This window comes from Paraburkholderia sp. HC6.4b (assembly GCF_014200875.1).
Classification (GTDB): domain Bacteria; phylum Pseudomonadota; class Gammaproteobacteria; order Burkholderiales; family Burkholderiaceae; genus Paraburkholderia; species Paraburkholderia tuberum.
This window is the reverse complement of record NZ_JACHDC010000016.1, coordinates 121,011-146,487: the sequence shown is the minus strand read 5'-3', so window position 1 is coordinate 146,487 and position 25,477 is coordinate 121,011. Positions and strand designations below refer to the sequence as shown.

At 66.4% G+C, this 25,477-nt stretch carries 28 protein-coding genes; 20 read left to right on the top strand and 8 right to left on the bottom strand.

Annotated features, from left to right (window positions below; genetic code table 11):
- Window positions 1–4: 4 nt before the first annotated feature.
- From HDG34_RS23900 to HDG34_RS23885, 4 genes are all read right to left on the bottom strand, one after another.
- Complete coding sequence (locus tag HDG34_RS23900; RefSeq protein WP_062125693.1) at window positions 5–262, bottom strand: DUF3567 domain-containing protein; 258 nt, start codon at window positions 260–262, stop codon at window positions 5–7.
- A 118-nt stretch (window positions 263–380) separates the two neighbouring features.
- Window positions 381–1,169: an alpha/beta fold hydrolase gene (locus HDG34_RS23895; protein ID WP_184062616.1), complete on the bottom strand. Its 789-nt coding sequence runs from the start codon at window positions 1,167–1,169 to the stop codon at window positions 381–383.
- 150 nt (window positions 1,170–1,319) lie between these two features.
- Complete coding sequence (locus tag HDG34_RS23890) at window positions 1,320–2,639, bottom strand: DUF3108 domain-containing protein (RefSeq protein WP_184062614.1); 1,320 nt, start codon at window positions 2,637–2,639, stop codon at window positions 1,320–1,322.
- 42 nt (window positions 2,640–2,681) lie between these two features.
- Window positions 2,682–3,617 (bottom strand): IclR family transcriptional regulator, encoded by a 936-nt coding sequence (locus HDG34_RS23885; RefSeq protein ID WP_184062612.1) that lies wholly within the window; start codon window positions 3,615–3,617, stop codon window positions 2,682–2,684.
- A gap of 147 nt (window positions 3,618–3,764) precedes the next feature.
- On the opposite strand from HDG34_RS23885, the gene HDG34_RS23880 reads away from it, so the two are divergent.
- From HDG34_RS23880 to rfaE2, 6 genes are all read left to right on the top strand, one after another.
- Window positions 3,765–4,748 (top strand): fumarylacetoacetate hydrolase family protein, encoded by a 984-nt coding sequence (locus HDG34_RS23880; RefSeq protein WP_184062610.1) that lies wholly within the window; start codon window positions 3,765–3,767, stop codon window positions 4,746–4,748.
- Between the two features lie 130 nt (window positions 4,749–4,878).
- Window positions 4,879–6,132 carry an ABC transporter substrate-binding protein gene (locus HDG34_RS23875; RefSeq protein ID WP_184062608.1) on the top strand — a complete coding sequence of 418 codons (1,254 nt, stop codon included), beginning with the start codon at window positions 4,879–4,881 and terminating at the stop codon, window positions 6,130–6,132.
- Between the two features lie 54 nt (window positions 6,133–6,186).
- Window positions 6,187–7,044 carry an enoyl-CoA hydratase/isomerase family protein gene (locus HDG34_RS23870; protein ID WP_184062606.1) on the top strand — a complete coding sequence of 286 codons (858 nt, stop codon included), beginning with the start codon at window positions 6,187–6,189 and terminating at the stop codon, window positions 7,042–7,044.
- An 82-nt stretch (window positions 7,045–7,126) separates the two neighbouring features.
- Complete coding sequence (locus tag HDG34_RS23865; protein WP_184062604.1) at window positions 7,127–7,918, top strand: PhaM family polyhydroxyalkanoate granule multifunctional regulatory protein; 792 nt, start codon at window positions 7,127–7,129, stop codon at window positions 7,916–7,918.
- A gap of 539 nt (window positions 7,919–8,457) precedes the next feature.
- Entirely contained in the window at window positions 8,458–9,336 is an 879-nt protein-coding gene (locus tag HDG34_RS23860) for a ferritin-like domain-containing protein (protein WP_184026492.1), read from the top strand.
- A 160-nt stretch (window positions 9,337–9,496) separates the two neighbouring features.
- On the top strand, window positions 9,497–9,976 hold the full coding sequence (gene rfaE2, locus HDG34_RS23855; RefSeq protein ID WP_184062602.1) for a D-glycero-beta-D-manno-heptose 1-phosphate adenylyltransferase: 480 nt from the start codon (window positions 9,497–9,499) through the stop codon (window positions 9,974–9,976).
- A 67-nt stretch (window positions 9,977–10,043) separates the two neighbouring features.
- On the opposite strand, the gene HDG34_RS23850 is transcribed toward rfaE2, so the two are convergent.
- From HDG34_RS23850 to HDG34_RS23840, 3 genes are all read right to left on the bottom strand, one after another.
- Window positions 10,044–10,283, bottom strand: a complete 240-nt coding sequence (locus tag HDG34_RS23850) for a hypothetical protein (protein ID WP_184062600.1) — start codon at window positions 10,281–10,283, stop codon at window positions 10,044–10,046.
- A 159-nt stretch (window positions 10,284–10,442) separates the two neighbouring features.
- A complete protein-coding gene (locus HDG34_RS23845) occupies window positions 10,443–11,282 on the bottom strand; it encodes a type III pantothenate kinase (RefSeq protein WP_184062598.1) in 840 nt (279 codons plus the stop codon).
- Window positions 11,279–12,217 carry a biotin--[acetyl-CoA-carboxylase] ligase gene (locus HDG34_RS23840; protein ID WP_184062596.1) on the bottom strand — a complete coding sequence of 313 codons (939 nt, stop codon included), beginning with the start codon at window positions 12,215–12,217 and terminating at the stop codon, window positions 11,279–11,281. Before HDG34_RS23840 ends, HDG34_RS23845 begins: the two co-directional genes overlap by 4 nt.
- Before the next feature lie 146 nt (window positions 12,218–12,363).
- Here HDG34_RS23840 and HDG34_RS23835 point away from each other — a divergent pair, with 146 nt between their 5' ends.
- The 10 genes from HDG34_RS23835 to HDG34_RS23790 all read left to right on the top strand — a co-directional run bounded on the left by HDG34_RS23835 (window position 12,364) and on the right by HDG34_RS23790 (window position 21,097).
- Entirely contained in the window at window positions 12,364–13,497 is a 1,134-nt protein-coding gene (locus HDG34_RS23835) for an ABC transporter permease (RefSeq protein WP_184062594.1), read from the top strand.
- Window positions 13,494–14,372 (top strand): ABC transporter ATP-binding protein, encoded by an 879-nt coding sequence (locus HDG34_RS23830; protein WP_018419267.1) that lies wholly within the window; start codon window positions 13,494–13,496, stop codon window positions 14,370–14,372. The genes HDG34_RS23835 and HDG34_RS23830 overlap by 4 nt, the downstream gene beginning before the upstream one ends.
- Before the next feature lie 46 nt (window positions 14,373–14,418).
- The gene (locus HDG34_RS23825; protein WP_184062592.1) at window positions 14,419–15,387 is read left to right on the top strand and encodes an MlaD family protein; all 969 of its coding nucleotides are present in this window, start codon (window positions 14,419–14,421) and stop codon (window positions 15,385–15,387) included.
- Window positions 15,388–15,417: 30 nt separating this feature from the next.
- Window positions 15,418–16,044 carry an ABC-type transport auxiliary lipoprotein family protein gene (locus HDG34_RS23820; RefSeq protein WP_184062590.1) on the top strand — a complete coding sequence of 209 codons (627 nt, stop codon included), beginning with the start codon at window positions 15,418–15,420 and terminating at the stop codon, window positions 16,042–16,044.
- 31 nt (window positions 16,045–16,075) lie between these two features.
- On the top strand, window positions 16,076–17,233 hold the full coding sequence (locus HDG34_RS23815) for a VanZ family protein (RefSeq protein WP_090802829.1): 1,158 nt from the start codon (window positions 16,076–16,078) through the stop codon (window positions 17,231–17,233).
- Between the two features lie 104 nt (window positions 17,234–17,337).
- Window positions 17,338–17,661: a ferredoxin gene (locus HDG34_RS23810; protein WP_090802831.1), complete on the top strand. Its 324-nt coding sequence runs from the start codon at window positions 17,338–17,340 to the stop codon at window positions 17,659–17,661.
- Between the two features lie 26 nt (window positions 17,662–17,687).
- The gene (locus HDG34_RS23805; protein ID WP_090802833.1) at window positions 17,688–18,332 is read left to right on the top strand and encodes an alpha/beta hydrolase; all 645 of its coding nucleotides are present in this window, start codon (window positions 17,688–17,690) and stop codon (window positions 18,330–18,332) included.
- Window positions 18,333–18,653: 321 nt separating this feature from the next.
- Window positions 18,654–19,883: a D-alanyl-D-alanine carboxypeptidase family protein gene (locus HDG34_RS23800; RefSeq protein ID WP_184062588.1), complete on the top strand. Its 1,230-nt coding sequence runs from the start codon at window positions 18,654–18,656 to the stop codon at window positions 19,881–19,883.
- A gap of 13 nt (window positions 19,884–19,896) precedes the next feature.
- Complete coding sequence (locus HDG34_RS23795; RefSeq protein ID WP_184062586.1) at window positions 19,897–20,856, top strand: D-amino acid aminotransferase; 960 nt, start codon at window positions 19,897–19,899, stop codon at window positions 20,854–20,856.
- Entirely contained in the window at window positions 20,828–21,097 is a 270-nt protein-coding gene (locus tag HDG34_RS23790) for a DUF493 family protein (protein ID WP_129960330.1), read from the top strand. The genes HDG34_RS23795 and HDG34_RS23790 overlap by 29 nt, the downstream gene beginning before the upstream one ends.
- Before the next feature lie 19 nt (window positions 21,098–21,116).
- On the opposite strand, the gene HDG34_RS23785 is transcribed toward HDG34_RS23790, so the two are convergent.
- The gene (locus HDG34_RS23785) at window positions 21,117–22,100 is read right to left on the bottom strand and encodes a transcriptional regulator GcvA (protein WP_184062584.1); all 984 of its coding nucleotides are present in this window, start codon (window positions 22,098–22,100) and stop codon (window positions 21,117–21,119) included.
- Between the two features lie 98 nt (window positions 22,101–22,198).
- Between HDG34_RS23785 and HDG34_RS23780 the strand changes: the two genes are divergently transcribed.
- From HDG34_RS23780 to ugpQ, 4 genes are all read left to right on the top strand, one after another.
- Window positions 22,199–22,525 (top strand): DUF2917 domain-containing protein, encoded by a 327-nt coding sequence (locus tag HDG34_RS23780; protein ID WP_090802839.1) that lies wholly within the window; start codon window positions 22,199–22,201, stop codon window positions 22,523–22,525.
- A gap of 119 nt (window positions 22,526–22,644) precedes the next feature.
- Window positions 22,645–23,370: a lipoyl(octanoyl) transferase LipB gene (gene lipB, locus HDG34_RS23775; RefSeq protein ID WP_184062582.1), complete on the top strand. Its 726-nt coding sequence runs from the start codon at window positions 22,645–22,647 to the stop codon at window positions 23,368–23,370.
- 13 nt (window positions 23,371–23,383) lie between these two features.
- Window positions 23,384–24,391 carry a lipoyl synthase gene (lipA, locus tag HDG34_RS23770; RefSeq protein ID WP_018419279.1) on the top strand — a complete coding sequence of 336 codons (1,008 nt, stop codon included), beginning with the start codon at window positions 23,384–23,386 and terminating at the stop codon, window positions 24,389–24,391.
- A 111-nt stretch (window positions 24,392–24,502) separates the two neighbouring features.
- Window positions 24,503–25,255 carry a glycerophosphodiester phosphodiesterase gene (gene ugpQ, locus HDG34_RS23765; RefSeq protein ID WP_184062580.1) on the top strand — a complete coding sequence of 251 codons (753 nt, stop codon included), beginning with the start codon at window positions 24,503–24,505 and terminating at the stop codon, window positions 25,253–25,255.
- Window positions 25,256–25,477 lie beyond the last annotated feature (222 nt).

Sequence of the window (25,477 nt, the reverse complement as noted above, 5' to 3'; positions counted from 1 at the left end):
CCGGTCAATGCAGGACCACCGGTTGATGCATCAGACTGTCGAATTGACCGAGGAATTCATCAACCTCGTCGAGCGTCGGCTCGCCTTCGATCAGCTTTTGCACATGCTCGCGAAAACGCGCCGCCATTGCCCCGTCGATGTAGATTTCGCGCTGCATGTTCTTGTCGACAATCTCATAGCCGCCCGACTTCATGGCAAGCAGACCTTCCTGCGGAGGAAACTCGACGACACAGTAGTTAGGGCTGTTATAGATCATTTGCATGGCGACACTCCTTATTTCCGTTGGGCTCCTGCCCTTTTCTGCACCGTAGGTGGAGCATGTGGGATGGAATTCAAGGGGTGGGTCCGGACGACGCAAGTAAAAACTCCGGACCTGACGGTTAGACTCGCCGCTCCAGAAACGATTCAAGCAAGGCGGCAAAACGCTGTGATTGCTCGATTGGCGCGAGATGCGCGGCGTCCAGCAACTCGAAGCGGGCGCCCTCGATCGCCTCCGCTATTGCCTGCGTAGCAGCAGGGGGCGTGCCAGTGTCGTGACGTCCGGCCACCGTCAGCGTCGGCGAGCGGATTGCGCCGTGCTGGCCGCGAAGGTCGAAATCGCGCAGTGCCTCGCAGGCCATCGCAAAACCTTCCGGCGAGGTGCGCGCAAATGTCTCACGGATCGGCTCGACCGCTTCGGGATGGCCGGCCTGAAAGTCGGGCGTGAGCCAACGCGCGATCGTCGACGGCAACAGCGCCTCCATGCCGTCGCTGCGCGCGGTGTGGGCGCGCTGATTCCACAACTCACGGTTCTCGGGCGGAGTGCCGCCGGTGCTGTCGGCAATCGTCAGCGTGTCGATTCGCGATGGATGGTCGAGCGCGAACTGCTGCGCAATCATGCCGCCGAGCGACAGGCCGACCAGGTGCGTCGTCCGCGCGCCGAGGGCATCGAGCAGTTTGGCGAGATCGTCGGCCAGATCGCGCATGGCGAACGGCTCGCGCGCAACCGCGCTGTGGCCGTGGCCGCGCACGTCGTAGCGCAGCACCGTGTAATCGTCGCGGAAATAGCCTGCCATCTGATCCCAGATGGAAAGATCGCCGCCCAACTGATGGATGAACGTGAGCCACGGGCCGCCGCCTTCGTTGCTCAGCACGTAGCGTGTGTCGATACCGTTGATGTTCACTTGCATGCGGACTCCTTTGAAGGAAACGCAGTGAAAAAGCGCGGTGGGTCGCCTCGTTCGCGCGAACGGGGCTCCATTGACGTGCGAGTCAGCGTTGCAAAGGAAGTTTCGCCGATCTCGTGCGGATTTGCTCGTGACACTCTGTCACGAAACCTGTCACGGTTTGATGATGGTCGGAGCGGTCGAATCGACCGGTGCAGCTGGGGCGGCCTCGGGTGTTACTGCCGATGCGTCGGCCGGAGCTGGCGCCGGCGTTGCAGGGCCCGTGGCAGCGGGGGCTGCGGGTGCAGCAGGCGTGGCCGGCGCGCCACCATTGCCGCGGTCATCCGGCGACGTGCCATCGACATTCAGCTTGCCGCGCCACACCAGTTCGAACTGGGTACCGTTCGGCTCCGTCTGCAGGATGCGCGCCGGCAGCCAGCCAAGGGACGGGGCGAGCCACACGTCGACGCGGCGCTGGTCGCCATCGTGCCGCGGCAGACGTTTGAAGTGACGCGTCTCCAGATAGCCTTGCGCGGCGCGGATCGTTTCGTCGCCGATCGTCTCGATCGGCCAATTCTCCCCGCTATCGGTATCGACGACGAAAAACTCTCGCGTCACGCCAGGCTTATAGGCGTCAGGATCGCCGCGCACGAGGCTCGCGAGCTGCATCACGACACTGAAGCGATCCTGTGCGCCGTCGGGCAACGGCAACGAGGCGGGCGTGCGCGTAAAGCCAACCTTCTTGTCGTTGCGATTGAAGATCGCGATGTCTTCGGCGCGACGGCCACGCTTTTCGCTGTACTGCGCCGGCGCGAGGCCAAAGGCATCGATGCCGCCGTGGCTCGAAAACACGAACGGACCGACGAACGGCAGCGGCACTGATACGACCATTTCGTAGCCCTGCCCGTCGCTCGCCCAATGGATCGTGCCGGGCGCGTTGCGCACGCCGTTGTAGAACGTGTCGTAGTCGAGTTCGGCCGACGGCGGTACCGAAAACTTCACGCCCTGCGACGCTTGCGGCGCGCTGGCCGCGGCAGGGGCGCTCGCGACGGCGCCACTGGCATTCGCATGGGCCGATGGATTCGCGTTCGCGGTGGCGGGTGGCGCGCTAGCCGCCACCTCCGATGCCGGCGTGGCCGCGGGCTCGTTCGGTTTGGCCGGTTGCAACGCGGTCATCACATGCTGCTCGCGCGGCGGCCTCGCCGCGGGCTTGCGTGCTGGCGCGGGGGGATGCGGTGCCGGCACGGCGGGCGGTGGCGCGGGTTGACGCTCGACCCTTTCGGGCGTCAGCAGCACGACCTGCACCGGCACATGCTCGCGATTCGCCGGATTCAGATCCACGCGATTGCGCTCGAACCATTGCGCCGCGATCCAGTGCACAACCGCGACGGCCGCGAGGACGGCGATCCAGCGCCACGCGCGCGCGCCGCGTCCCGGCCCGCTACCAAAAGCGGGCAGGCGATCATGACGGCGGTTGGCGGAAGCAAAATCCATCGGCGTTTGAATCGGTGAGAGCGTGAAAGGATACGGTGCGTATCAACCGTTGTCACCACGCGGGGTCGCGCTATAGCCGAGTTCGTATGACAGCTTGCGCGCGCATTCGCGCAGCGCGGTATCGATCTCGCCGCCCCAGCGGATATCGAACGCGCCTTCATGGCCGAGCGCGACGAGACCGAGCGCGAGTTCGCCGGTCGAATCGAACACCGGCAACGAAAACGCGTGGATCGTCGGCAGCAGCATGCCTTCGACGCGCGCAGCCTCGTGCTCGCGCACCTCGGCGAGCACCTTGTCGACCTCTTCGCGGGTGCGTGGCGCGCCGCTATACGACGAGCGCCGCGAGTCGGCCAGCTCGCGCTCGAGCATCGCGGCGGTCTTGCCGGACGGCAGGTAGGCGGCGAACAGCAGACCGGTCGCCGAACTGAGCAAGGGCATCACGTCGCCGAGCTTCAGCGACGCCTTGGCCGGATAGCTCGACTCCATCCAGTGCACCATCGTCGGTCCCTGATTGCCCCACACCGCGATGCCGACGGTCAGGTCGAGCCGGTCGCGCAGTTCGGCGAGCGCGATGCGCGCGAGCTTCACACCGTCGACGCGAGCAAGCCGCGCGAGCCCCAGCTGCAAAGCGAAGCCGCCGAGTTCGTAGCGGCCCGACAGCGGGTCCTGCGCGACCACGCCGAGACGCAGAAAGCTGACCAGATAGCGATGCGCCTTCGCCGGACTCATGCCCGCGCGCTGCGCGAGATCGCGCAGCATCATCGCGCGCGGCTCGTGGGTCAGCACGTCGAGCAGCCTGAAACCGACCTCGATCGACTGGATGCCCGAGCGCAGTTTTTCTTCGCCGGGTTCGCCGGGTTCGCCGGGTTCGTCATCGGCGCCGGTTGCGTCGGTTGCATGGGCGGGATCGAGCAGATCGTCGGCGGACGCGGGGTCGGTGCGGGTGCGGATCGTGCCGGAGCGGGCGTTGGCGGACATGTGCAAAAGGCGCGGGCAGCGCGTTCGGTGATCGTAATGGAGACGGCTACGGTGACACGACGACGAACACGCAGATATTGGGCCGCGCCGATTCACCATCGTAGAATACATTCCTTCCATCGTCACTAATACACGGTTCACAGCTCTATGAAACTTGCCTCGCTGAAGGACGGCACGCGCGACGGTCAACTGATCGTCGTGTCCCGCGACCTGCACACGGCCGCCATCGCCGACGCGATCGCGCCCACGCTGCAGCGCGTGCTCGACGACTGGGCCTTCTACGCGCCGCAACTGCACGACCTTTACGATGCGCTGAACCAGGGCCGTGCGCGCAACAGCTTTTCATTCGACGCCAAAGAGTGCATGGCGCCGCTGCCGCGCGCGTTCCAGTGGGCCGACGGCTCGTCGTACGTGAACCATGTCGAGCTCGTGCGGCGCGCGCGCGGCGCGCAAATGCCGCCCGAATTCTGGACCGACCCGCTGATGTACCAGGGCGGTAGCGACGACTTCATCGGCCCGCGCGACGACGTGGCGTGCGCATCGGAAGAGTACGGCATCGACTTCGAGGCCGAAGTCGCGGTCGTCACCGGCGATGTGCGGATGGGCGCGACGCCCGAGCAGGCCCTGCGCGGCGTGCGGCTGGTCACGCTCGTCAACGACGTGTCGCTGCGCAACCTGATCCCCGCCGAACTCGCGAAGGGCTTCGGCTTTTTCCAGAGCAAGCCGGCCACCTCATTCGCGCCGGTCGCCGTGACGCCCGACGAGCTCGGCGAACACTGGCGCGAAGGCCGCGTGCATCGGCCGATGATCGTCCACTGGAACGGCAGGAAGGTCGGCCAGCCCGACGCGGGCACCGATATGGTGTTTCACTTCGGTCACCTGATCGCGCATGCCGCGAAAACGCGCAATCTGCGTGCTGGTGCCATCGTCGGTTCGGGCACGGTGTCGAACAAGGACGCGAAACGCGGCTACTGCTGTATCGCCGAGAAGCGCTGCCTCGAAACGATCGAGCACGGCGCGCCGCAAACGGAGTTCATGAAATACGGCGACACCGTGAGGATCGAAATGTTCGACGATGCGGGCAAGTCGATTTTCGGTGCGATCGAGCAGAGCATCGCGCCGCTCGAATGAAGCGCGGCGCTCACGCGGCAATGCTGTGACGCGGGCGGCACGCGCGAAAGGGTTTCGCCCGATGCCGCCACTTGCGCGCGCGGCTACACTGCGGCAAACATCACAACGAAAACCCCGACGTGAGGACAGCATGCCGCGATTGGACTTCTCCGCAGCTGAACGTCGGCGCGCTTGCGCGTCGCCCGTTGAAGCGCGCACGAGCGCGCGTGGCTTGCCTCAACGTGGTCGGCGCTTCGCGCGGCGCGCCGCGACGCTGTGGGCCGCGCTTGCCTGCGCGTTGCCGCTGACATCGTTCGCGCAGGTGAAGATCGGTCTCGTGCTGTCGCTGACCGGGCCGGCCGCGTCGCTCGGCATTCCCGCGCGCGACACGGTCGCGCTGCTACCCAAACAGATCGGCGGGCAGAACGTCGAATACATCGTGCTCGACGATGCATCGGACACGACCCACGCCGTGCAGGACACCAGGAAGCTCATCAGCGAGAATCACGTCGACGCGATCATCGGCTCGTCGATCACGCCGAATTCGCTCGCGATGATCGACGTGGTCGCCGAGGGCGAAACGCCGATGATCTCGCTCGCGTCGTCCGCGAAAATCATCGAACCGGTCGACGCGAAACGTCGCTGGGTCTTCAAGACGCCGCAGACCGACGCGATGATGGCCTCGGCGATCGCCGAGCATGCGAGCGGACACGGCGTGAAGACGATCGCGTTCATCGGCCAGGCCGACGCGCTCGGCGAGACGTTCTACGCCGAGGTCGCGAAGTTCGCGCAGTTGCATCACATCGACGTGGTCGCGAGCGAGCGTTTCAATCGCACCGATCCGAGCGTGACCGGGCAGGTGCTGAAAATTCTCGCGACCCATCCCGACGCGGTGGTGGTCGGCGCGGCCGGCACGCCTGCCGCGCTGCCGCCGAAAACGCTGCGCGAGCGCGGCTACAAAGGCGTCATCTATCACAACCACGGCGTCGGCAATAACGACTTCCTGCGCGTGTGCGGCGCCGATTGCAACGGCACCTTCCTGCCCGCGAGCCCGGTGCTGGTCGCCACGCAATTGCCGGCCGATCATCCGGCGAAGGGTCTCGCCCTCGATTACATTGCGCGCTTCGAGGCGCGGCACGGCGCGGGCAGCGTGTCGGCATTCGGTTCGTACACGTCGGACGCGGGCGCGTTGCTCGAGCATGCGATTCCGCTCGCGCTGAAAGCCGGCGCGCCCGGCACGCCGCCGTTTCGCCGCGCGCTGCGCGACGCGCTCGAAGGAACACGCGGTCTCGCGGACACCAATGGCGTCGTCAACATGAGCGCGGCCGATCATCTCGGGCTCGATCAGCGCGCCCGCGTGATGGTTGAAATCACCAATGGCAAGTGGCTTTATCAGCCGCATTGAACGGGGCGCGCCGTTCCGCGCGCGACTGAACGAATCTCCTCCGGACTGCTCACCATGCCTCAGCCATCGCAACCGAACGACGCGTACTACGCGCACTACCAGTCGCTGCGTTTGCAGCGTCATCCGCATGGCGTGCTCGAAGTCGTGATGAGCGGCGAGGGCGCGAATAAAAGCGGCCTCGCGACCGCGAACGCACGCATGCATTACGAGCTCGCGGAAATCTGGCGCGATATCGATCGCGATCCCGATACGCGCGTCGCGATCATTCGCGGCGAGGGTAAAGGCTTTTCGGCCGGCGGCGATCTGCAGCTCGTCGAGGACATGGCGAACGATTTCGAGGTGCGCACGCGTGTGTGGCGCGAAGCGCGCGATCTCGTCTACAACGTGATCAACTGCGGCAAGCCGATCGTGTCGGCGATGCACGGGCCGGCGGTCGGCGCGGGGCTCGTCGCGGGGCTGCTCGCCGATATCTCGATCGCGGCGAAGACGGCCCGCATCATCGACGGACACACGCGCCTCGGCGTCGCCGCGGGCGATCATGCGGCGATCGTCTGGCCGCTCCTGTGCGGCATGGCGAAGGCGAAGTACTACCTGCTGCTGTGCGAGCCGGTGAGCGGCGAGGAGGCGGAGCGCATCGGGCTCGTGTCGCTGGCCGTCGACGAAAGCGATCTGCTGCCGAAGGCGTTCGAAGTCGCGCGCAAGCTGGCCGACGGTTCGCAGACCGCCATCCGTTGGACCAAGTACGCGTTGAACAACTGGCTGCGCACGGCGGGCCCGGCGTTCGATACGTCGCTCGCGCTGGAATTCATGGGCTTCGCGGGGCCCGACGTGCGCGAGGGCCTGAGCTCGTTGCGCGAGCGGCGCGCGCCCGATTTTGGCACGGGCGGTCCACGTAACGACCAACGATCGTGATGTCATACCCCACACGGTATGATCGAATCGACGCGCGCGGCATCGCGCGCTCCACCTATCATCCAGCACCGAGGCGACAACCATGACCGACACCACTGGCTCCGCGCCGCCCTTTCCCGGCTTCCCCGGTTTTCCGCCCGCTGAAATGCTCGATCGCATGTGGAGCATGATTCGGCTGTCGCCGTTCGGCGCCGCCATGACGGGCGCGCAGCCGGGTGGGGGCACGAGTCCGTCGCTGTCGATGATGTCCGACATGATGGCGCCGCTCACGAGCGTCGAGGAGCTCGACAAGCGCATCACCGACATGCGCGCGGTCGAGCAATGGCTGAAGCTGAACCTGAGCATGCTGCAGTCGGCGATCCAGGCGCTCGAAGTGCAACGTGCGACGCTAGCGACGCTGCGGGCGTTCGGCGCGTTCGCGCAATCGTCGATGTCGCAGGCGGCGGCTGCTGCGTCGGGTGCCGCCGCGAGTGACGCGCCGAACACCGCCCCGAGCCCCGCCCGTGCGCCGAGCTGGACGAAGCCGGCCGAGCCCACGCCCGAAAGCGCCACGCAGGCCGACAGCGACGAAGAGGAAGCGCCCGCGGCGCCCGGCTTCGATGCGTCCGCGTGGTGGAATCTGCTGCAATCGCAGTTCAACCAGATCGCGCAGTTCGCGATGACGCAGCCGTCCGTCGCGGTCGCCGCGGCGGGCGGGGGCACGCAGGGCAAGCCGGAACCGTCGAAGGCCGCGGATGCGTCGGGCGCCGATGCGTCGGGCGCCGCCGCGCAAAACGCGAAGCCCGCCGTCAAACGGCCGGCGGCGAAGCGCGCCGCGCCGTCGGCCAAACGCGCGGCCGGAACGAGCGCGGCAACGCCGAAAAAGTCGACGTGAGCCGGACGGCGCGCCGGGAATCAGTGGCCGTTGATGAAGGCCACTGATCGGCTGCGTTTTTCCCTATTCCAGCGCCGGCGGTTTCCGCCCGCGCGAATCGCCGACTTTATTGAGAGAAGTCAATACCACCGTGCGCTCGCGCCGCTTCTGTCACGGGTTTCGTGGGAGGCGCGTGCTATCATTGTGTAAGCTTGATCTGGCTTTGGGGCGTGCGCCGAAAACAACCAATCCCGCCGCCCTCGCGTCAGTCGCCGCCGGCGCTACCGGTACGGGGCGGGACCGTGCGGTTGCCAGACCCAGACTGGCTCGACCTCAGGCAAAGGGTATCCCTCCCCACGGTTGGCCACGGCGCCTGATTCACGCTTCAGGCGCCAATACAAAAGCCCGGACTTCTTTGCTGCCCGATGCTTCTGGGCGGCTGATTAACGCGTAAAATTGAATGCTTGGCCGATAAACGGCGCGTCCGTTCGTCGTAGGTAAAAACGGCTACACGTAGCAGCAACAGACACACACAGTATGTGCAGAACAGGGGTGGGACTATGAACACCATGCTTTATCCGGAACTTTATAAATCGCTCGAATCCGTTCGATGGGACATGGAGAAGGACATTCCCTGGGACAAATTCGATGCATCGCTGTTGACCGACGAGCAAGCCGCGACGATCAAGATGAACGCGATCACGGAATGGTCGGCGTTGCCCGCCACGGAAATGTTTCTGCGTGACAATCATCACGACAGCGATTTTTCCGCATTCATGAGCGTGTGGTTCTTCGAGGAGCAGAAGCACTCGCTGGTGCTGATGGAATACCTGCGCCGCTTCAAGCCGGAACTGGTCCCGACCGAAGAGGAACTGCACGCAGTGCGCTTCGAGTTCGATCCCGCACCGCCGCTCGAAACGCTGATGTTGCACTTCTGCGGCGAAATCCGCCTGAATCACTGGTATCGCCGCGCCGCCGAATGGCATACCGAGCCAGTCATCAAGCACATCTACGAAACTATCTCGCGCGACGAAGCGCGCCACGGCGGCGCGTATCTGCGCTACATGAAGAAGGCGATGGCGCAAACCGGCGACATCGCGCGTGCCGCGTTCGCGAAGATCGGCGTGCTGATGGCGTCGGCGCGTCGCACCGAAAAGCCGCTGCACCCCACCAACCTGCACGTGAACCAGGCGCTGTTCCCGCGCGACACGATCCAGTCGCGTCTGCCGGATCCGGAATGGCTCGAGCGCTGGCTCGACGAGCAGATCCGTTTCGACGACGGCTGGGAAAAGAAGGTCATCGAGCGCATTCTGCACAACCTGTCGCTGCTGTTCGAACGCACGTTCAACACCGCGCAGGAACTGAACCGTTATCGCAAGGAAGTGGTCGCGCGTCTGCAAGCCGCTGAACAAAACCCGGCGCAGCAGCAGCCGGCGTAACGACTCAGGCGTTTCAGCACCGTATCAAACGGCGGTCCGGCAAGCGCGAGCTTGCCGGACCGTTTTGCTTCGGGCCGTCCACCGTGTATCGTGACGGCACCTGGCATTCCTGTTCCCGTCACGCCCCAACTCCCTAATTCCCCAACTCTGTGACCGTGCGATGACCGCCATCTTTGAACGCAAGATTCTGACGCGCGATGCCCTGGTGAAGCTTCGTCCTTCGCTGCGCGCGCCCGTCGTGTTTACGAACGGCGTGTTCGATATCCTGCATCGTGGTCACGTGACCTATCTGGCCGACGCAAAGGCGCTGGGCGCGTGCCTGATCGTTGGTGTCAATAGCGACGCGTCGGTGCGGATGCTCGGCAAAGGCGACGACCGGCCGATCAACAACGAGGCCGACCGCATGGCCTTGCTAGCGGCGCTGGAAAGCGTCGATTACGTGGTGGGCTTCGGCGAGAAGACGCCGGTCGAGCTGATTTCCGCGCTGCGCCCGGACGTGCTCGTGAAGGGCGGCGACTACGACATGGACGCGCTGCCCGAATCGGCGCTCGTGCGCGGTTGGGGCGGCAAGGCGCTCGCGATTGCGTTCGAGCACGATCGCTCGACGAGCGCGCTGTTGAAGAAGGTGCGGCAGGGTTGATGCCGCCCGTTACCGCAAAACGCGCGGCGCACTGCTGAACTTCTAACCGACCGCGTCGCTCACCTGATTACTGCGGCAACTCCGATGTCGAAATCGGCGCCTGCGGCGCGGGTCCGCCGACCACCGCCTGGTCGGCCGCATCGGCGGCGCTGACCGGCCGCACCTTCAGCCAGTCCGGATGAATCTGGCGATTCAGATGATTCGGCTCGCGTCCGCTGGCGGTGGGTGTGGGGCCGAAGACGCCAAGCAGCGCGACGAAAGCCAGCACGTTGACAACAATCAGAATGGCGATCGGCCAGCGAAGCATTGTGGGTGTTTCCAATTCAGAAAGAAGTTGAGCCTGGGGCGTGCGGGAAAGACTCGGGTTCGGAAAATGGGCGGCGAATTGCGCGCAACTGAGGCGCACGTTCTACACGTACATCACGCGCCACCCGGTCGTGAATCAAACGTTAGCCACGGCAGGCAATCAGCCGCTTTGCCGCGCCGTATCCTCGGCTGCGATCAGCGCAAGCCCTGACAGCACCAGCGAATCGTGGCGAGTATGCGGCACTTTCAGGGCGCTCGCCACTTCGTCGGCAGCGCCGCCGCCGACCACGAGACGCACCGGCACCTGCCACTCATCCTGCAGGTCCCGCCACATCCGCTCGATCAATCCGGCCTGCGCCAGCGTGCAGCCCGCCGACAGCGAGCGCGGCGTATCCGTTGCGAAGAACGGACCGCGACGGACCGCGCCGGTGGTATCGGCGGCGTCGAGCAGGCCGCGCGCGTGCGCGGCGTCGAGCGTCGGCAGTTGCGCGGTGTGCTCACCGAGCGAGCGCATCATCAGCGTCCAGCCCGGCGCAATCAATCCGCCGATAAACGCGCCATCGGCGCGCAAGGCCTCGAGCGTCGTCGCGGTCCCGAAGGTCGCGAGCAGCAGATGCTCGCCGGGAAAGGTCGCGTGCGCGCCGATCATGCCGGCCCAGCGGTCGCTGCCGAGCGAGTCCGGTGTCGTGTAGCAATTGGTCACGCCGCATCGACGAGCACTTGCGCGGATCGTCGCGAGCGGCAGTCGCGGCCAGTGCGCGTCGACGAGCGCCGCGATGTGCGTCGCGACCTCCGCGCCCGCGACGTTGGAGAGCCACGCGCCGCATGGCGCCGGCCAGTCAGTCCAAGCGGGTTGCGCACCTGACCGCGCGCGTGGCCCGGCAAGGTCGTCATGCGCGAGCGCGCCGCTCGCCAACTGCGTCCCATCGGGCTGCACCAGCGTCCACTTGATCCGGCTATTGCCCGCGTCGATCAGCAGATATGGCGCGCGCTGCCTCATGCGACACCGTGGGCGAGGCGCAGCGACACGTCGCCGGTCGCGATGCTCTGGCGGCCCTCAGCCGTATCGAGCAGCAACTGGCCACGCTCGTCAACGCCCGCCGCCACGCCGCGCGCGAGCTCCTGGCCTTGTTCGAGCAGCACGACGTCGCGGCCCGCGTAAGCATGCACCGCGTTCCAGCGCGGCTGGAACGGCGCGAAGCCTTCGGCGCCGAAGCGCTGCAGCATCGGTTCGAGCGCGTTCAATTCGGCTGCCAGCGTATCGGTCAGATTCGCGTTCGGCAGCGCGCGTTGCAACGCGGTCGGCACGGTGCCGAGCGCCTGCGGCGGTACCTCGGCGTTCAGCGCGCCGACCTTCGCCGCGAGTTCGTCGGCGCCTTTCACGTTGGTGCCGATGCCGATCACGACCGCGCTCGCGTCGTCGGTGCTCCACGCGGTTTCGATCAGGATGCCGGCGAGCTTGTCGCCTTCGAGCAGCACGTCGTTCGGCCACTTCAGCGCGATCTGTCCGGGACCCGCGACCGGCAGCGAGCGCAGCCCGTCGACGAGCGCGACGCCCACCGCGAGACTCAAGCCCCCGAGCCCTTCGAGCGGTCGCGGCAAGACGCACGCGACCGAAAACAGCAGCGCGTTGCCGGGCTCCGCGTACCACGGCCGCCCACGGCGACCGCGCCCAGCGGTCTGCAGATACGCGACGCGCACGATCGGCCGCGGCAGCGCGCTCGCGCGGCGCGGCAGGGCTTTCACGTGGGTCATCAAGTCGGCGTTGGTCGAGCCGGTTTCTTCGACGATTTCGATCGGCCAGTCATGCGCATGCGCGCCGAACAGCTTGACCGCGCGTTCGCGATCGATGCGCCAGTCGGTCGAAGCCGACGACGAGGCTGGTGCCGCGCTTGTCGCTGCGGACGGGGAGGCGGGATTCTTGGAGGCATTCATGTCCCATATTGTAGCCACAGCGAACCCGCCCGGGACTCGAATGCGCAGCGGTGAACGGCGACGCCGATCGATGTGCATCAGTGCGGACCGGCGGCCGAGCCTTCGTTACAATGGCCGCTAATCCGATAACCAGATTCACGCGATCCTTGAACAATGACACTCCGCCCGGCCTTGAAGTCGCGGCCGGCAGCCAAGGCAAGATCGTCCGTCTCTCGGGCCAGTGGACGGCGCTCGCGCTCGCGCGCGATCGCGACACCGGGCACGTGATTCCGCAACTGCGTTCGCTGACCGGCGCGCAGGGCATCGGCGAGTGGGACCTGTCGCGCGTCGACAGGATGGACCACGTCGGCGGCCAGGCGCTGTGGCGCGTGTGGGGCCGCAAGATGCCGCCGGGCACCGCGCTCACGGACACGCAGCGCGACATCTTCGAGCGCATCGCGCTGCTCGACACGGTGCGCGAGAGCGCCGAGCCGGTCACGCGCCTCGATCCCTTTACGCGTCTCGGCCTCGGGCTCTTCTCGTTCGTCGAGCACCTGCAGGGCGGCGTCGCGATGCTCGGGCGCTTCGTGCTCGATCTGCTCGCGATCGCGCGCAAGCCGAAACTCACGCCGTGGACCGAAATCTCCGCGAATATCTACAACGCCGGCGCTCGCGCGCTGCCGATCACCGCGCTGGTCGCGTTCCTGATCGGCATCGTGTTGAGCTATCTGTCGGCACAGCAATTGCGCATGTTTGGCGCGAACCAGTTCATCGTCAATATTCTCGGCCTCGCGGTGATTCGCGAACTCGGCCCGGTGCTGTCGGCGATTCTGGTGGCGGGCCGCTCGGGCTCGGCGATCACCGCGCAGATCGGCGTGATGCGCGTGACCGAGGAGCTCGACGCGATGCGCGTAATGGGCATCCCGCACGGCCTGCGGCTGATCCTGCCGCGCGTGATCGCACTGGCCGTCGCGATGCCGCTGCTCGTGATGTGGACCAACGTGATCTCGTTGACGGGCGGCGCGCTCGCCGCGAAGCTCGTGCTCGGCATCGACATGAGCTTCTTCGCGCGCCAGCTGCCGAACGTCGTGCCGATCGCGAACCTGTGGATCGGGCTTGGCAAGGGCGCGGTATTCGGCATGCTGATCGCGATCGCCGGCTGTCATTTCGGCTTCCGTATCAAAGCCAATTCGCAGAGTCTCGGCGAAGGCACGACGACCTCGGTGGTCACGTCGATCACCATCGTGATTCTCGCGGACGCGGTGTTCGCGATCCTCTTTCAAAACGTGGGGCTAGGATGATCGCGCCACTCACCGAAGCCGTACGCGGCCAACCCGTACCGTCGATCGCCGAGCCGGTGATCGAGGTGATCGACATCACCAAGCGCTACGGCCGCAACATCGTGCATCAGCATCTGAGCCTCGACGTGCGGCGCGGCGAGATCGTGTCGATCGTCGGCGGCTCGGGCTCGGGCAAAACCACGCTGGTGCGGCAGATTCTCGGCCTCGAGCGCCCGTCGAGGGGCACGATCAAGCTGTTCGGCGAAGACCTCGCAACGATCTCGCCCGACACCGCGCTGCTGATGCGCAGCCGCTCCGGCATGCTGTTCCAGCGCGGCGCGCTGTTCTCGTCGCTGTCCGTGTTCGACAACGTCGCGCAACCGGTGCGCGAGCTCGGCAAGGTGCCCGAAGACCTGCTGCGCGACATCGTGATGCTGAAGCTCGAAATGGTCGGGCTGCCGTGCAAGCACGCGTCGAAGATGCCATCGGCGCTGTCGGGCGGCATGATCAAGCGGGTTGGCATCGCGCGCGCGATCGCGCTCGAACCCGAACTGCTGTTCCTCGACGAACCGACCGCCGGCCTCGACCCGGAGGCGTCCGACGAATTCGTCGAGCTGATCTCGGGGCTGCATCGCGCGCTCGGTCTGACGGTCGTGATGATCACGCACGATCTCGATACGATGGTCGCACTGTCGACACGCGTGGCCGTGCTGGCCGATCGCAAAGTGCTCGTCAACGCCCCGGTCGAGGAGGCCGCGGGCGTCGACCATCCGTTCATCCACGAATATTTCCTCGGCCTGCGCGGGCGCCGCGCGCTGCAGGCGCTGCCGCCCGAGCGCCGCGCGAAGCTGCCGCAGGCGGCGCTCGAGCCGGCGTCGTCCGAGTTGCCGCTGTGAGGCGGGCCGCCATGAAGCGGGCCGCTATGAACCAGGGAAACTGACAATGGAAAACAAAGCGCATGCGTTCTGGGCCGGGCTCTTCACGGTCGTGCTGACGGCGGCGATCGCGCTGGCGGCGTATCTGTTCAACGTCGACCGCACCGTGCGGGTGCCGTACGACCTGATCGCGCGCACCAGCGTGAACGGCCTCTTTGCGGACGCGGCGGTGCGCTTTCGCGGGCTCGACGTCGGCCGTGTGCAGTCGATCAAGTTCGATCCGACACATCCGGGGCAGATCCTGATCCGCATCATGGTCGACGAGCACGCGCCGATCACGCATTCGACGTTCGGCAGCCTCGGCTTGCAGGGCGTGACCGGCATCGCGTTCATCCAGCTCGACGATACCGGGCGCGATCTGACCCCGCTGCCGTCGTCGGCCCAAAAGGTCGCGCAATTGCCGATGCGCCCGGGTCTGTTCGACCAGTTGCAGCGACGCGGCGAGGTGCTGCTGCGCAAGCTCGAAAAAGTCACCGACAACGTGAACGACATGCTGTCGCCGGAAATGGTCGCGCAGTTGCACGACACGGCGGCGAGCATCGCGCAGGCCGCTTCGGGCGTCGCGACGCTGACCCGTCAGATGGGGCCCGTCGCCAGCAAGCTGCCCGGCACGATCGACCAGCTGAACCGCACGCTCGCGTCGACCAACCAGATGATCACCGGCCTGAACCGTCCGGACGGGCCCCTCGAGCGCAATCTGGACAAGGTCGGCACGGCCGCGCAGCAGGCGGGCGATGCGCTCGGGCAGATGAACATGTCGCTGCAGGACCTGTCCGCGCGGGTCGGCTACGAGACGCTGCCGCGCGTCAATTCGCTGACCGAGGACGTGCGCGCGGCGGCGCAATCGATCGACCGCGCCGCCGACACCTTCAACACCAATCCGCGCAGCGTGCTGTTCGGCGCGCCGCGCCCGGCACCGGGTCCGGGCGAGGCCGGCTTCGCGTGGCCCGCCGCTACCGCGCCCGCAGCTCACTAAATCCGCAGGCTAGAACAGAGGAAGATGCCCATGTCACGCTCGATTCACCGACTGTTGTCCGCGCGCGCCGCGCTCGCGGCGCTGCTTGCGTTCGGCGTGCTGGCGGCGGGCTGCGCGGGCACGTCCGCGGTGGTGTCGGATGTCCGCTACGACTTCGGACCACCGCCGCAGGCCGCCGCGGCGAGCCGGCTGCCGGCCGTCAAGGTGCTGGAGGTCAGCGCGCCGTCCGTGCTCGAATCCGACCGGATGACTTATCGGCTGAGCTACGCCGACGCGCAGCAGACGGCCGCCTACGCCAACAGCCACTGGACGATGATGCCGTCGCAACTGCTGACGCAGCGCCTGCGCAACACGCTGAGCGAACGCGGCACCGTGCTGACGGGCGCGGACGGCGTGAGCGCGCCGGTGCTGCGGGTCGATCTGACCGAGTTCGAGCAGGTGTTCGACAGCCAGACGGACAGCCACGGCGCGATCACCGCGCGCGCGACGCTGATGCAGGGCGGCAAGGTGATCGGCCAGCAGACCTTCGTCGCGCACGCGCCCGCGCATTCGGCGGATGCGGCCGGCGGCGCGCGGGCGCTCGCCGCGGCCAGCGACGACCTCGTCGCGCAGATCACCACGTGGCTCGGCTCGCAGGCGCTGGTCGCCGCGCAATGACGGGCGGGCAGCGCACGCAACGGAGCGCTGCATGAGCGAACGCCCCTGGCTGCGCCGCCCGTCGACGCTGGCCCGTCAGGCGCTGCTGCTTTACACGGCGCTGATCGTCTACGGGTCGTGGTATCCGTTCTCGGGCTGGCGCTCGCTCGGCATCACGCCGTTCGCCTATCTGTTCGATCCGATGCCGCAGTACCTGACGGCGTTCGACGTCGTCACCAACGTGCTCGGCTATATGCCGTTCGGCGCGCTGGTGGTGCTCGCGGTGTACCCGCGTTGGCGCGGCACGCTGGCCGTCGCGCTCGCGTTCGTGTTGGGCGGTCTGCTGTCAGGCACGATGGAAGCCGTGCAGACCTATCTGCCGACACGCGTCGCCTCCAATCTCGATCTCGCCGCCAACACGCTGGGCGCGCTCGTCGGCGCGGCGGTGATGTCGCCGTTGACCGGCGCGCTGCTCGACCGCGGCCTGCTCAGGCGTTTGCGGTTGCTGTGGTTCGAGCGCGGCCATGCGACGCTCGCGTGCCTCGTCGCCGCGTGGCCGTTTGCGACGATGTATCCGTCGCCGCGTCTGTTCGGTCTCGGCAACTGGCCGCGCGCGCTGTGGCTGAGCGTCGATCCGGCCACCCAGGACGCGCTGCTCGCGTGGACGCCGTCCGCGTGGCATGTCGGCGCATGGCCGGCGGCGGCCGCCGCGTGGCTGGACGACGACACATGGGAAGCGCTGATCACGGCGCTAAACCTGTTCGCGGCGCTCGCGCTTGCATCGCTGCCGGCGCGCCGCCATGCGCCGCGCGTGCGCCTGCTGTTCGTGTTCATCGTCGCGACCTTGTGCGTGAAGGCCGGCGCGACGTTCCTGCAATCGCAATCGGGCCTCGCGTTCGACTGGGCGACGCCCGGCGCGCTAATCGGACTCGTGTGCGGCACCGTCGCGGCGCTCGTCGCGCTGCCGCTGCGGCGGCGGTTGCGTGCGACGCTCGCCGGGGTCGCGCTGGTCGTCGCACTCGTGTTCGTCAATCTGCTGCCGGTGAACCCGTATTTCGACGCCGTGCTCGCCGACTGGCGGCAGGGACGCTATCTGCATTTCAACGGGCTCGCGCGCTGGCTCGCATGGATATGGCCCTATGCGGCGCTGGTGTGGCTCGCGTTCGCGGTCGAGCGGGCGTGGCTCAAGCGGCGCGCGAGGCGGGCGTGACGTGCTTGCGCGCCGGCCGCCAGGTCCCGACGCTCGCACAGCCCGGTCGCTATAATCGTCCGCACCGCCATTGCACTTCCTTTCAGGCTCGCCTCCCGAACATCATGGATTCCTTCTACAAGCACCACGTTTTCTTCTGTCTGAATCAACGCGACCCCGGCGCCGAGCGTCCGAGCTGCGCGAACTGCAACGCACAGGCGATGCAGGAATACGCGAAACAACGCGTGAAGCAACTCGGCCTCGCCGGGCCCGGCCAGGTGCGCATCAACAAGGCCGGCTGCCTCGATCGCTGCGAACTGGGCCCGACGCTCGTCGTGTATCCCGAGGCGGTCTGGTACACCTATGTCGACGAGAGCGACATCGACGAGATCGTCGAATCGCATCTTGCGAACGGCAAGATCGTCGAGCGTCTGAAGATCGATCAATAGCGCGAACCACAAAACGATCCATCCCGATGAACGTCAACACGAAGAAGTATCTGATCGACGGCCCGGTCGGCAAGATCGAGGTCGCGCTGGACCTGCCCGACGGCGTGCGCGAAAAAGGCGCCGCGCCACGCGGCATCGCGCTCGTCGCGCATCCGCATCCGCTGTTTGGCGGCACGATGGACAACAAGGTCGCGCAGACCCTCGCGCGCACGCTCGTGCAGCTGAACTACGTCACTTACCGGTCGAATTTCCGCGGCGTCGGCCAGACCCAGGGCGAGCACGACGCGGGCGTCGGCGAGCGCGACGATCTGCGCGCGGTGCTCGAGCACATGCGCGCAGATCCGGACTACGGCGATCTGCCGCTCGTATTGGCGGGCTTTTCGTTCGGCACCGTGGTGCTGTCGCACGTCGCGGCGAAGCTGCGCGATGAAGGCCGGGAAATCGAGCGCATCGTGTTCGTCGGTACCGCGGCGAGCCGCTGGGACGTCGCACCCGTGCCCGAAAGCACGCTCGTGATCCACGGCGAAGTCGACGAGACCGTCCCCGTCCAGTCCGTGTTCGACTGGGCGCGGCCGCAGGAACTGCCGGTCGTCGTGATTCCGGGCGCCGAGCACTTTCTGCATCGCAAGCTTCACATCCTGAAGCGGATCATCGTCGACGCCTGGCGCTGAAAACGCGCGACGCGCATTTTGCGGGGGACAGGTGCGCGCAAACGTGTGCAAATCGACGACACGCGCGCGAAGCTGACCAGGTAGCGCGCGTATAATGGGCGCTCTTTTTTTGGGCACAGCGCCGCCCAGCCGGCAGAATCGCGCGCCGCGGAATCATTTCGCGGGAGGGCGCGGCCGGGTGCGCAGCGCTGCGCTCGCGAACCGATTGCGTCGCCATCAGTCCAACGGGCGCCCGCCGTTTTACGGCCAGATGCCCCGCCGACCGGCTCCCCCAACTCCGCGCGCTGTCGCGCAACGAATTTTTCTGCACGAATCGACCCTATGCGTTTCTCCTCCTCTGGCCGCACGGCATTCCCGTCACTCGCTTCTTTCGTTCCCGCTTCGCTCAATCGCGCCATCGCCGTCGGCCTCGTGCTGCCGGCCACGCTCGTCGCCGGCACCGCGTTCGCTCAGGTGCCGCCGCCGGGCGTCAACGCGCGCTCGTGGGTGCTCGTCGACGCGACCAGCAACCAGGTGCTCGCGTCCGCCAATGCCGACGAGCGCGTCGAGCCGGCGTCGCTGACCAAGCTGATGACCGCGTATCTCGTGTTCGAGGCGCTCGACACGAAGAAGATCACGATGGATCAGAGCATCGAGCCGAGCGAAGCCGTGCGGCGCGTGCGCAACGACGAATCGCGCATGTTCATCGAGGCGCTCAAGCCGGTGACCGTGCACGACCTCGTGTACGGCATGATCGTGCAGTCGGGCAACGACGCGGCAATTGCGCTCGCCGAACTGGTGGGCGGCAGCGAGGCGCAGTTCGTCGACATGATGAACAAGGAGGCGCAAAAGCTCGGCATGACGCACACGCATTTCGCCGACGTGAACGGCATGCCCGACCCGCAGCACTACACCACGGCGGGCGATCTCGCGATCCTGTCGGCCCGCCTGATTCGCGACTATCCCGAGTACTACAACATCTTCTCGGTCAAGGAATTCACGTACAACAAGATCAAGCAGCCGAACCGCAACCGTCTGCTGTGGATCGACCCGACCGTCGACGGTCTGAAGACCGGTCACACGCAAGCGGCCGGCTACTGCCTGATCGCGAGCGCGAAGCGTCCGCTGCCGGGCACGACCGACGCGTCGCGCCGTCTCGTCTCGGTGATGATGGGCGAGACCAAGGAGCACGACCGCGTGCAGGACAGCCTGAAGATGCTCAACTACGGCTACACCGCCTACGACACGACGCGTCTGTACAAGGCGAACCAGGTCGTGGCCACGCCGCGCGTCTACAAGGGTTCGCAGGACAGCGTGCAGGTCGGCGTGAAGAGCGACCAGTACATCACGCTGCCGAAGGGCGCCGCCGACAAGGCGAAGCCGCAGATCGAACTCAACGATCCGCTCGTCGCGCCGATCGCCAACGGCCAGCAGATCGGCACCGCCAAGCTCGTCGCCGACGGCAAGGTGCTCGCGCAATTCCCGGTGGTCGCGTTGCAGCCGGTGCAGCAAGCCGGTGTGGTGGGCCGCGTGTGGGATTCGCTGATGCTGATGTTCAACAAGAAAAAGTAAGGGCTACGTCGCAATGACCGTTGTCTCCGAGGTTTCGCCGGACCCGATCGTTCATCTGAACGGCGAACTGGTGCCGTTGTCCGAAGCGCGCGTGCCGGTGCTCGACCGCGGCTTCATTTTCGGCGACGGCATTTACGAAGTGGCGCCGTTGTACGCGCACGCGAGCGGACGGCGCACCGCGTTTCGTCTGAAGCAGCATCTGGCGCGTCTCGCGCGCTCGGTCGCCAAGATCGGCATCGCCAATCCGCTCGACGACGCTGGCTGGCGCGAGCTGATCGGACGCGTGGCCGAGGCCAACGAAACGGACGGCGGCTTGCGTGTCGATCAGGACGCGATCGCATACATCCAGGTCACGCGTGGCGTCGCGAAGCGCGCTCACGCATTTCCGGCCGGCGTGAAGCCGACCGTGTTCGTGATGGTCACCGCGCTGAACCTGCCCGCCGCCGCGCAGCGCGCAAGCGGTGTCCCGTGCGTGAGCGCCGAGGATCGTCGCTGGCTCAATTGCGACATCAAGTCGGTGTCGCTGCTCGGCAACGTGCTGATGGCGCAATACGCGGCCGAAAACGACGCCTTCGAGACGCTGCAGTTCCGCGATGGTTTGCTGACCGAAGGGTCGTCGTCGAACGTGTGGATCGTGAAGGATGGCGTGCTGGCCGCGCCGCCGCGCAGCAACAGGATTCTCGAAGGGATCCGCTATGGGCTCATCGAGGAGCTGACGGCCGAATGCGGTATCCGCTTCGAAGCGCGCGACATCACCGAAGCTGAAGTGCGCGCGGCCGATGAAATCATCGTCAGCTCGGCGACCAAGGAAGTGCTGCCGGTCACGCGGCTCGATGGCGCGCCGGTCGGCGCGGGCCGCCCGGGCGCGGTGTTTGCGCAGCTGTATGCGGCGTATCAGCGAGCCAAGGCGGCTGAAGCCGCCGCGGCGGAAGAAGGAGTAGAGAATGAACCCCGAGAACGACTCACTGTTTGAATTCCCCTGCGATTTCCCGATCAAGATCATGGGCAAATCGCACCCCGAGTTTGCCGCGACGATCGTCGAAGTGGTGCGCGTGTTCGATAGCGAGGTCGATGCGTCGCGCGTCGAGACGCGGCCGTCGAGCAGCGGCACCTACACGGGGCTGACCGTCCACGTGCGGGCAACGAGCCGCGCGCATCTCGACGACATCTATCGCGCGCTGACCGGCCATCCGATGGTCAAGGTCGTGCTGTAACACCGCGCGGTTTTTCACCTTACGGCGCGACGCGCAACGCGTCCGCCGTCACTCCCTGCGCCGCCAGGCGCGCGCTCGCCGCGGGACCCGCCTCGCAGGCGAGATCGAACAGCAGCCTGAAGCGCGCCACCTCGTCGAACAACCAGTCGCGAAACGCCTTGACCCGCGCGGTCCCCAGCGTCTGCGGCAGGCAGACCAAATAGTATTGCCACGGGCTCGGCCCATCCACATCAAAGAGCCGCACGAGCCGGCCCGCCGCGATTTCGTGCATCGCGAGCGAGCGGCGCGTCAGCGCGACCCCCTGGCCGTCGACGGCCGCCTGCAACAGATTCGACGAATCCTGATACAGCACGCCGCGCTTCGGCTCCGGCCAGTCGGTGAGGCCGGCGGCGTCGAACCATGGGCGCCATAGCTCGTCGTCGGAGCGCAGCAGCGGGACTTTGGCGAGATCGGCCGGGGTTTGCGGCAGCTTGCCGCCGTTGAAGTTGGGCGAGCAGGCGGGGAAGAAAATCTCGTCGAGCAGCAGCTCGGCGTGCAGCCCCGGATATTTGCCGAAGCCGAAACGGATCGCGACGTCGACGTCGTCGCGCGCGAAGTCCGTCAGCGCATTGGTGGTCAGCAATTCGAGATCCCACTGCGGATTTGCCTCGATAAAGCTGCCGATGCGCGGCGTCACCCAGCGGGCCGCGAACGACGACAGCATCGATATCACGAGGCGCCGCTCGCGGTCGCCGGCACGGATCGCGCGAGTCGCGTCGGCGAGCTCCATCAACGCGGCGCGCACCTGGGTGGCGTAGCGACGGCCGGTTTCGGTGAGGCGCACGCGCTTGCCGTCGCGCGCGAACAGCGACACGCCGAGCTCGGCCTCGAGCGCGCGGATCTGGTGGCTGACCGCGCCGTGCGTGACGAACAACTCGTCGGCGGCGCGCGAAAAGCTTTCGTGGCGGGCGGCGGCTTCGAACGCCTTGATCGCGTTCAGGGCGGGGAGTTGACGGAGGTCCATCGCAATATTTCTCACATAGACGTGAAAATTGATCGTTTTGCCCAAGTCCTTGCTGCACATAGGATTCTAGTCATGAAACGATTTTTGGCGAGGGCCTCATGCGAGAAATTTCCTCTAGTATTGCATATGAAATCCGCACTGGCGACACGCTGCCGCTGAAGGTCGCGCGCAGCACGAAGTTGCGCGTGCATGGCGGCGCAGTGTGGGTCACGCGCAGCGACGACACGAAGGACTACTGGCTGCAGCCTGGGCAGACGCTGCATCTGCGGCGCGGCGAGCGGCTCTGGCTCAGCGCCGAGGGTGCCACGTTCGCGAAGGTTACGTTCTCGGTGCCGACGCGCTGCGACGAGCGCGCGCTGAACTGGCTCGCTCGCATCGGCGAGCGCTGGATGATGCGTGTGCGCGGCGGCTGGCACACCGTTTGACGGTGGCGCGGCGCAAAAGCCGTGCATGACGCCGGGGCCGGCAGCGTACCGGCCCCGGCTGTGCAGGTTCCCGGTGGCCGCGGGCGCGGTTTCCGAGATTTCGGTAAACTCCCGGAATCATGTGCGCCACCCCGGTCTCTCCGTCTCCGCTACCTGCCATCGAGCCGCTCATGCTGCGCTGGCTCGGCCGCGAACCCTACGAAGCCAGTTTCGACGCGATGCGCGCCTTCACCGACGCCCGCACCGCCGACACCGCCGACGAAATCTGGCTCGTCGAGCATCCACCCGTCTTCACGCTCGGCCAGGCCGGCGATCCGGCGCACCTGCTCACGGCAGACAGCAACATTCCGCTCGTCAAGGTCGACCGCGGCGGGCAGATCACGTATCACGGGCCCGGCCAGGTGGTCGCCTATCTGCTGCTCGACCTGCGTCGGCGCAAGCTGATGGTGCGCGAGCTGGTCACCCGGATCGAGCAGGCCGTGATCGACACCCTCGCGGCGTATAATCTCGCCGGAGAACGCAAGGCGGGCGCCCCCGGCATCTACGTGGCGCCTGGGCCCGACGCCGGGCTCCATGCCGGCGCCAAGATCGCGGCGCTTGGCCTGAAAATCCGCAACGGCTGCAGCTATCACGGCGTGAGTCTGAACGTGAACATGGACCTGCGGCCGTTTCTCGCGATCAATCCATGCGGCTACGCGGGGCTCGAAACAGTCGACATGGCGACGCTCGGCATCGCCGCCGGCTGGGACGACGTGGCCCGTACCCTCGCAGCAAGTCTCACCGCAAACCTCGACGGCAATCCCGCGGCCGTCGCCCAACCGCAGGCCGGTGCGCTCACCGCCTGACTGGATCGAACGAATGACTGACGTAACCGCGAATTCCGCAGCAGCCACCCCCGCGCCCGAAGGCGTGCCGGCCCCCGCCGCCTACGACGCCACCGCGAAGCAGAAAGCGCAAGCCAAGACCGCGCGCATCCCGATCAAGGTCGTTCCGATCGAAAAGCTGAAGAAGCCGGACTGGATCCGCGTGAAGGCGGCCACCGGCAATTCGCGCTTCTACGAGATCAAGCAGATCCTGCGCGAGCACAATCTTCACACGGTGTGTGAAGAGGCGAGCTGCCCGAACATCGGCGAATGTTTCGGCAAGGGCACCGCGACCTTCATGATCATGGGCGACAAGTGCACGCGTCGCTGCCCGTTCTGCGACGTCGGCCACGGCCGTCCCGATCCGCTCGACGCCGACGAACCGGCCAACCTCGCGCGCACCATCGCTGCGCTGAAGTTGAAGTACGTCGTGATCACCAGCGTCGACCGTGATGATCTGCGCGACGGTGGCGCGGCGCACTTCGTCGAATGTATCCGTCAGACGCGCGAGCTGTCGCCGCAAACGCGTATCGAAATCCTGACGCCGGACTTCCGTGGCCGCCTCGACCGCGCGCTCGGCATCCTGAATGCGGCGCCGCCCGACGTGATGAACCACAACCTCGAAACGGTGCCGCGTCTGTACAAGGAAGCGCGCCCGGGGTCGGATTACGCGCATTCGCTGAAGCTGCTGAAGGACTTCAAGGCGCTGCATCCGCACGTCGCGACCAAGTCCGGCCTGATGGTCGGCCTCGGCGAAACCGAAGAGGAAATCCTGCAAGTGATGCGCGATCTGCGCGAGCACGACGTCGACATGCTGACGATCGGCCAGTACCTGCAGCCGTCGGAGCACCATCTGCCGGTCCGCGCTTACGTGCATCCGGACACCTTCAAGATGTACGAGGAAGAGGCGTACAAGATGGGCTTCACGCACGCCGCGGTGGGCGCGATGGTTCGTTCGAGCTATCACGCCGACGTGCAGGCGCATGGAGCCGGCGTGGTCTGACGCGCTGGCGCCTCGCCGCTGTTGCCTCGCTTCACGCCCGCAGAAACGAAAAGCCCGCCGATGTGCGGGCTTTTTTCATAGACCGCTCTTCTATCAGCAAGGAAACGACACGTGGCAACCCCGATGGATCGCGGGACCTCCGCACAATGGCCTTATTCGCGGCTGATCGCGCACCGCTGTGGCGGTACGCTTGCGCCGGAAAACACCTTGGCCGGTTTCGACGCCTGCGTGCGCTACGGCTATCGCATGGTCGAATTCGACGCGAAGCTGTCCGCCGACAACGCGCTGTTCCTGCTGCACGACGACACGCTCGATCGCACGACCAACGGCCACGGGCCGGCGGCCACGCACACATGGCAGCAACTCGCCGCTCTGGATGCCGGCGCGTGGCGCGGCGCGGAGTTCACCGGCACGCGGCTCCCGACGCTGGCCGACGCGGCCGAGCGTTGCGCGCGCGACGGCATCGCGGCGAACATCGAGATCAAGCCGTGTCCGGGCCGCGAAGTCATCACCGGCGCACTGGTCGCCCAGGGCGCGCTCGAGCTTTGGCAAGGGCAGACGCCGCCGCTGGTGTCGTCGTTTTCGTTCGACGCGCTCGCCGCCGCGCGCGATGCCGCGCCGTCGCTGCCGCGCGGCATGCTGTTCGAGCGGGTGCCGGCGGACTGGCTGCGCATCGTGCGCGAACTCGACTGCGTCTCGCTGCACGCGAGTCACCGCTATCTGAGCGAACCGCTGGTCGCGCAGATCCGCGCGGCCGGGCTGCGCGTGCTCGCCTACACGGTGAACGATCCGGCGCGCGCGCGGTTGCTCGAAGAATGGGGCGTCGACATGATCTGCACGGACCGGATCGATCTGTTGACGTGACGTTGCGCTCGCAAGCTCCGCACAAACCCCTGCGGGTTTCCCCGCAAACGCGCGCGCACCGAATTCCGGATTCCCCGACAGCGCTCGTCCGGATTTCCGGAAACCCGGACGGCGCGCGCCGAGCTGTGCCGGGAAACCCATAAAAATCAAGGCTTCCAGTCTGAAATCAAACTGGCATCGACCTTGCGAAATAAAGCGCGTGGCCGCCACGGCCCGACAAAA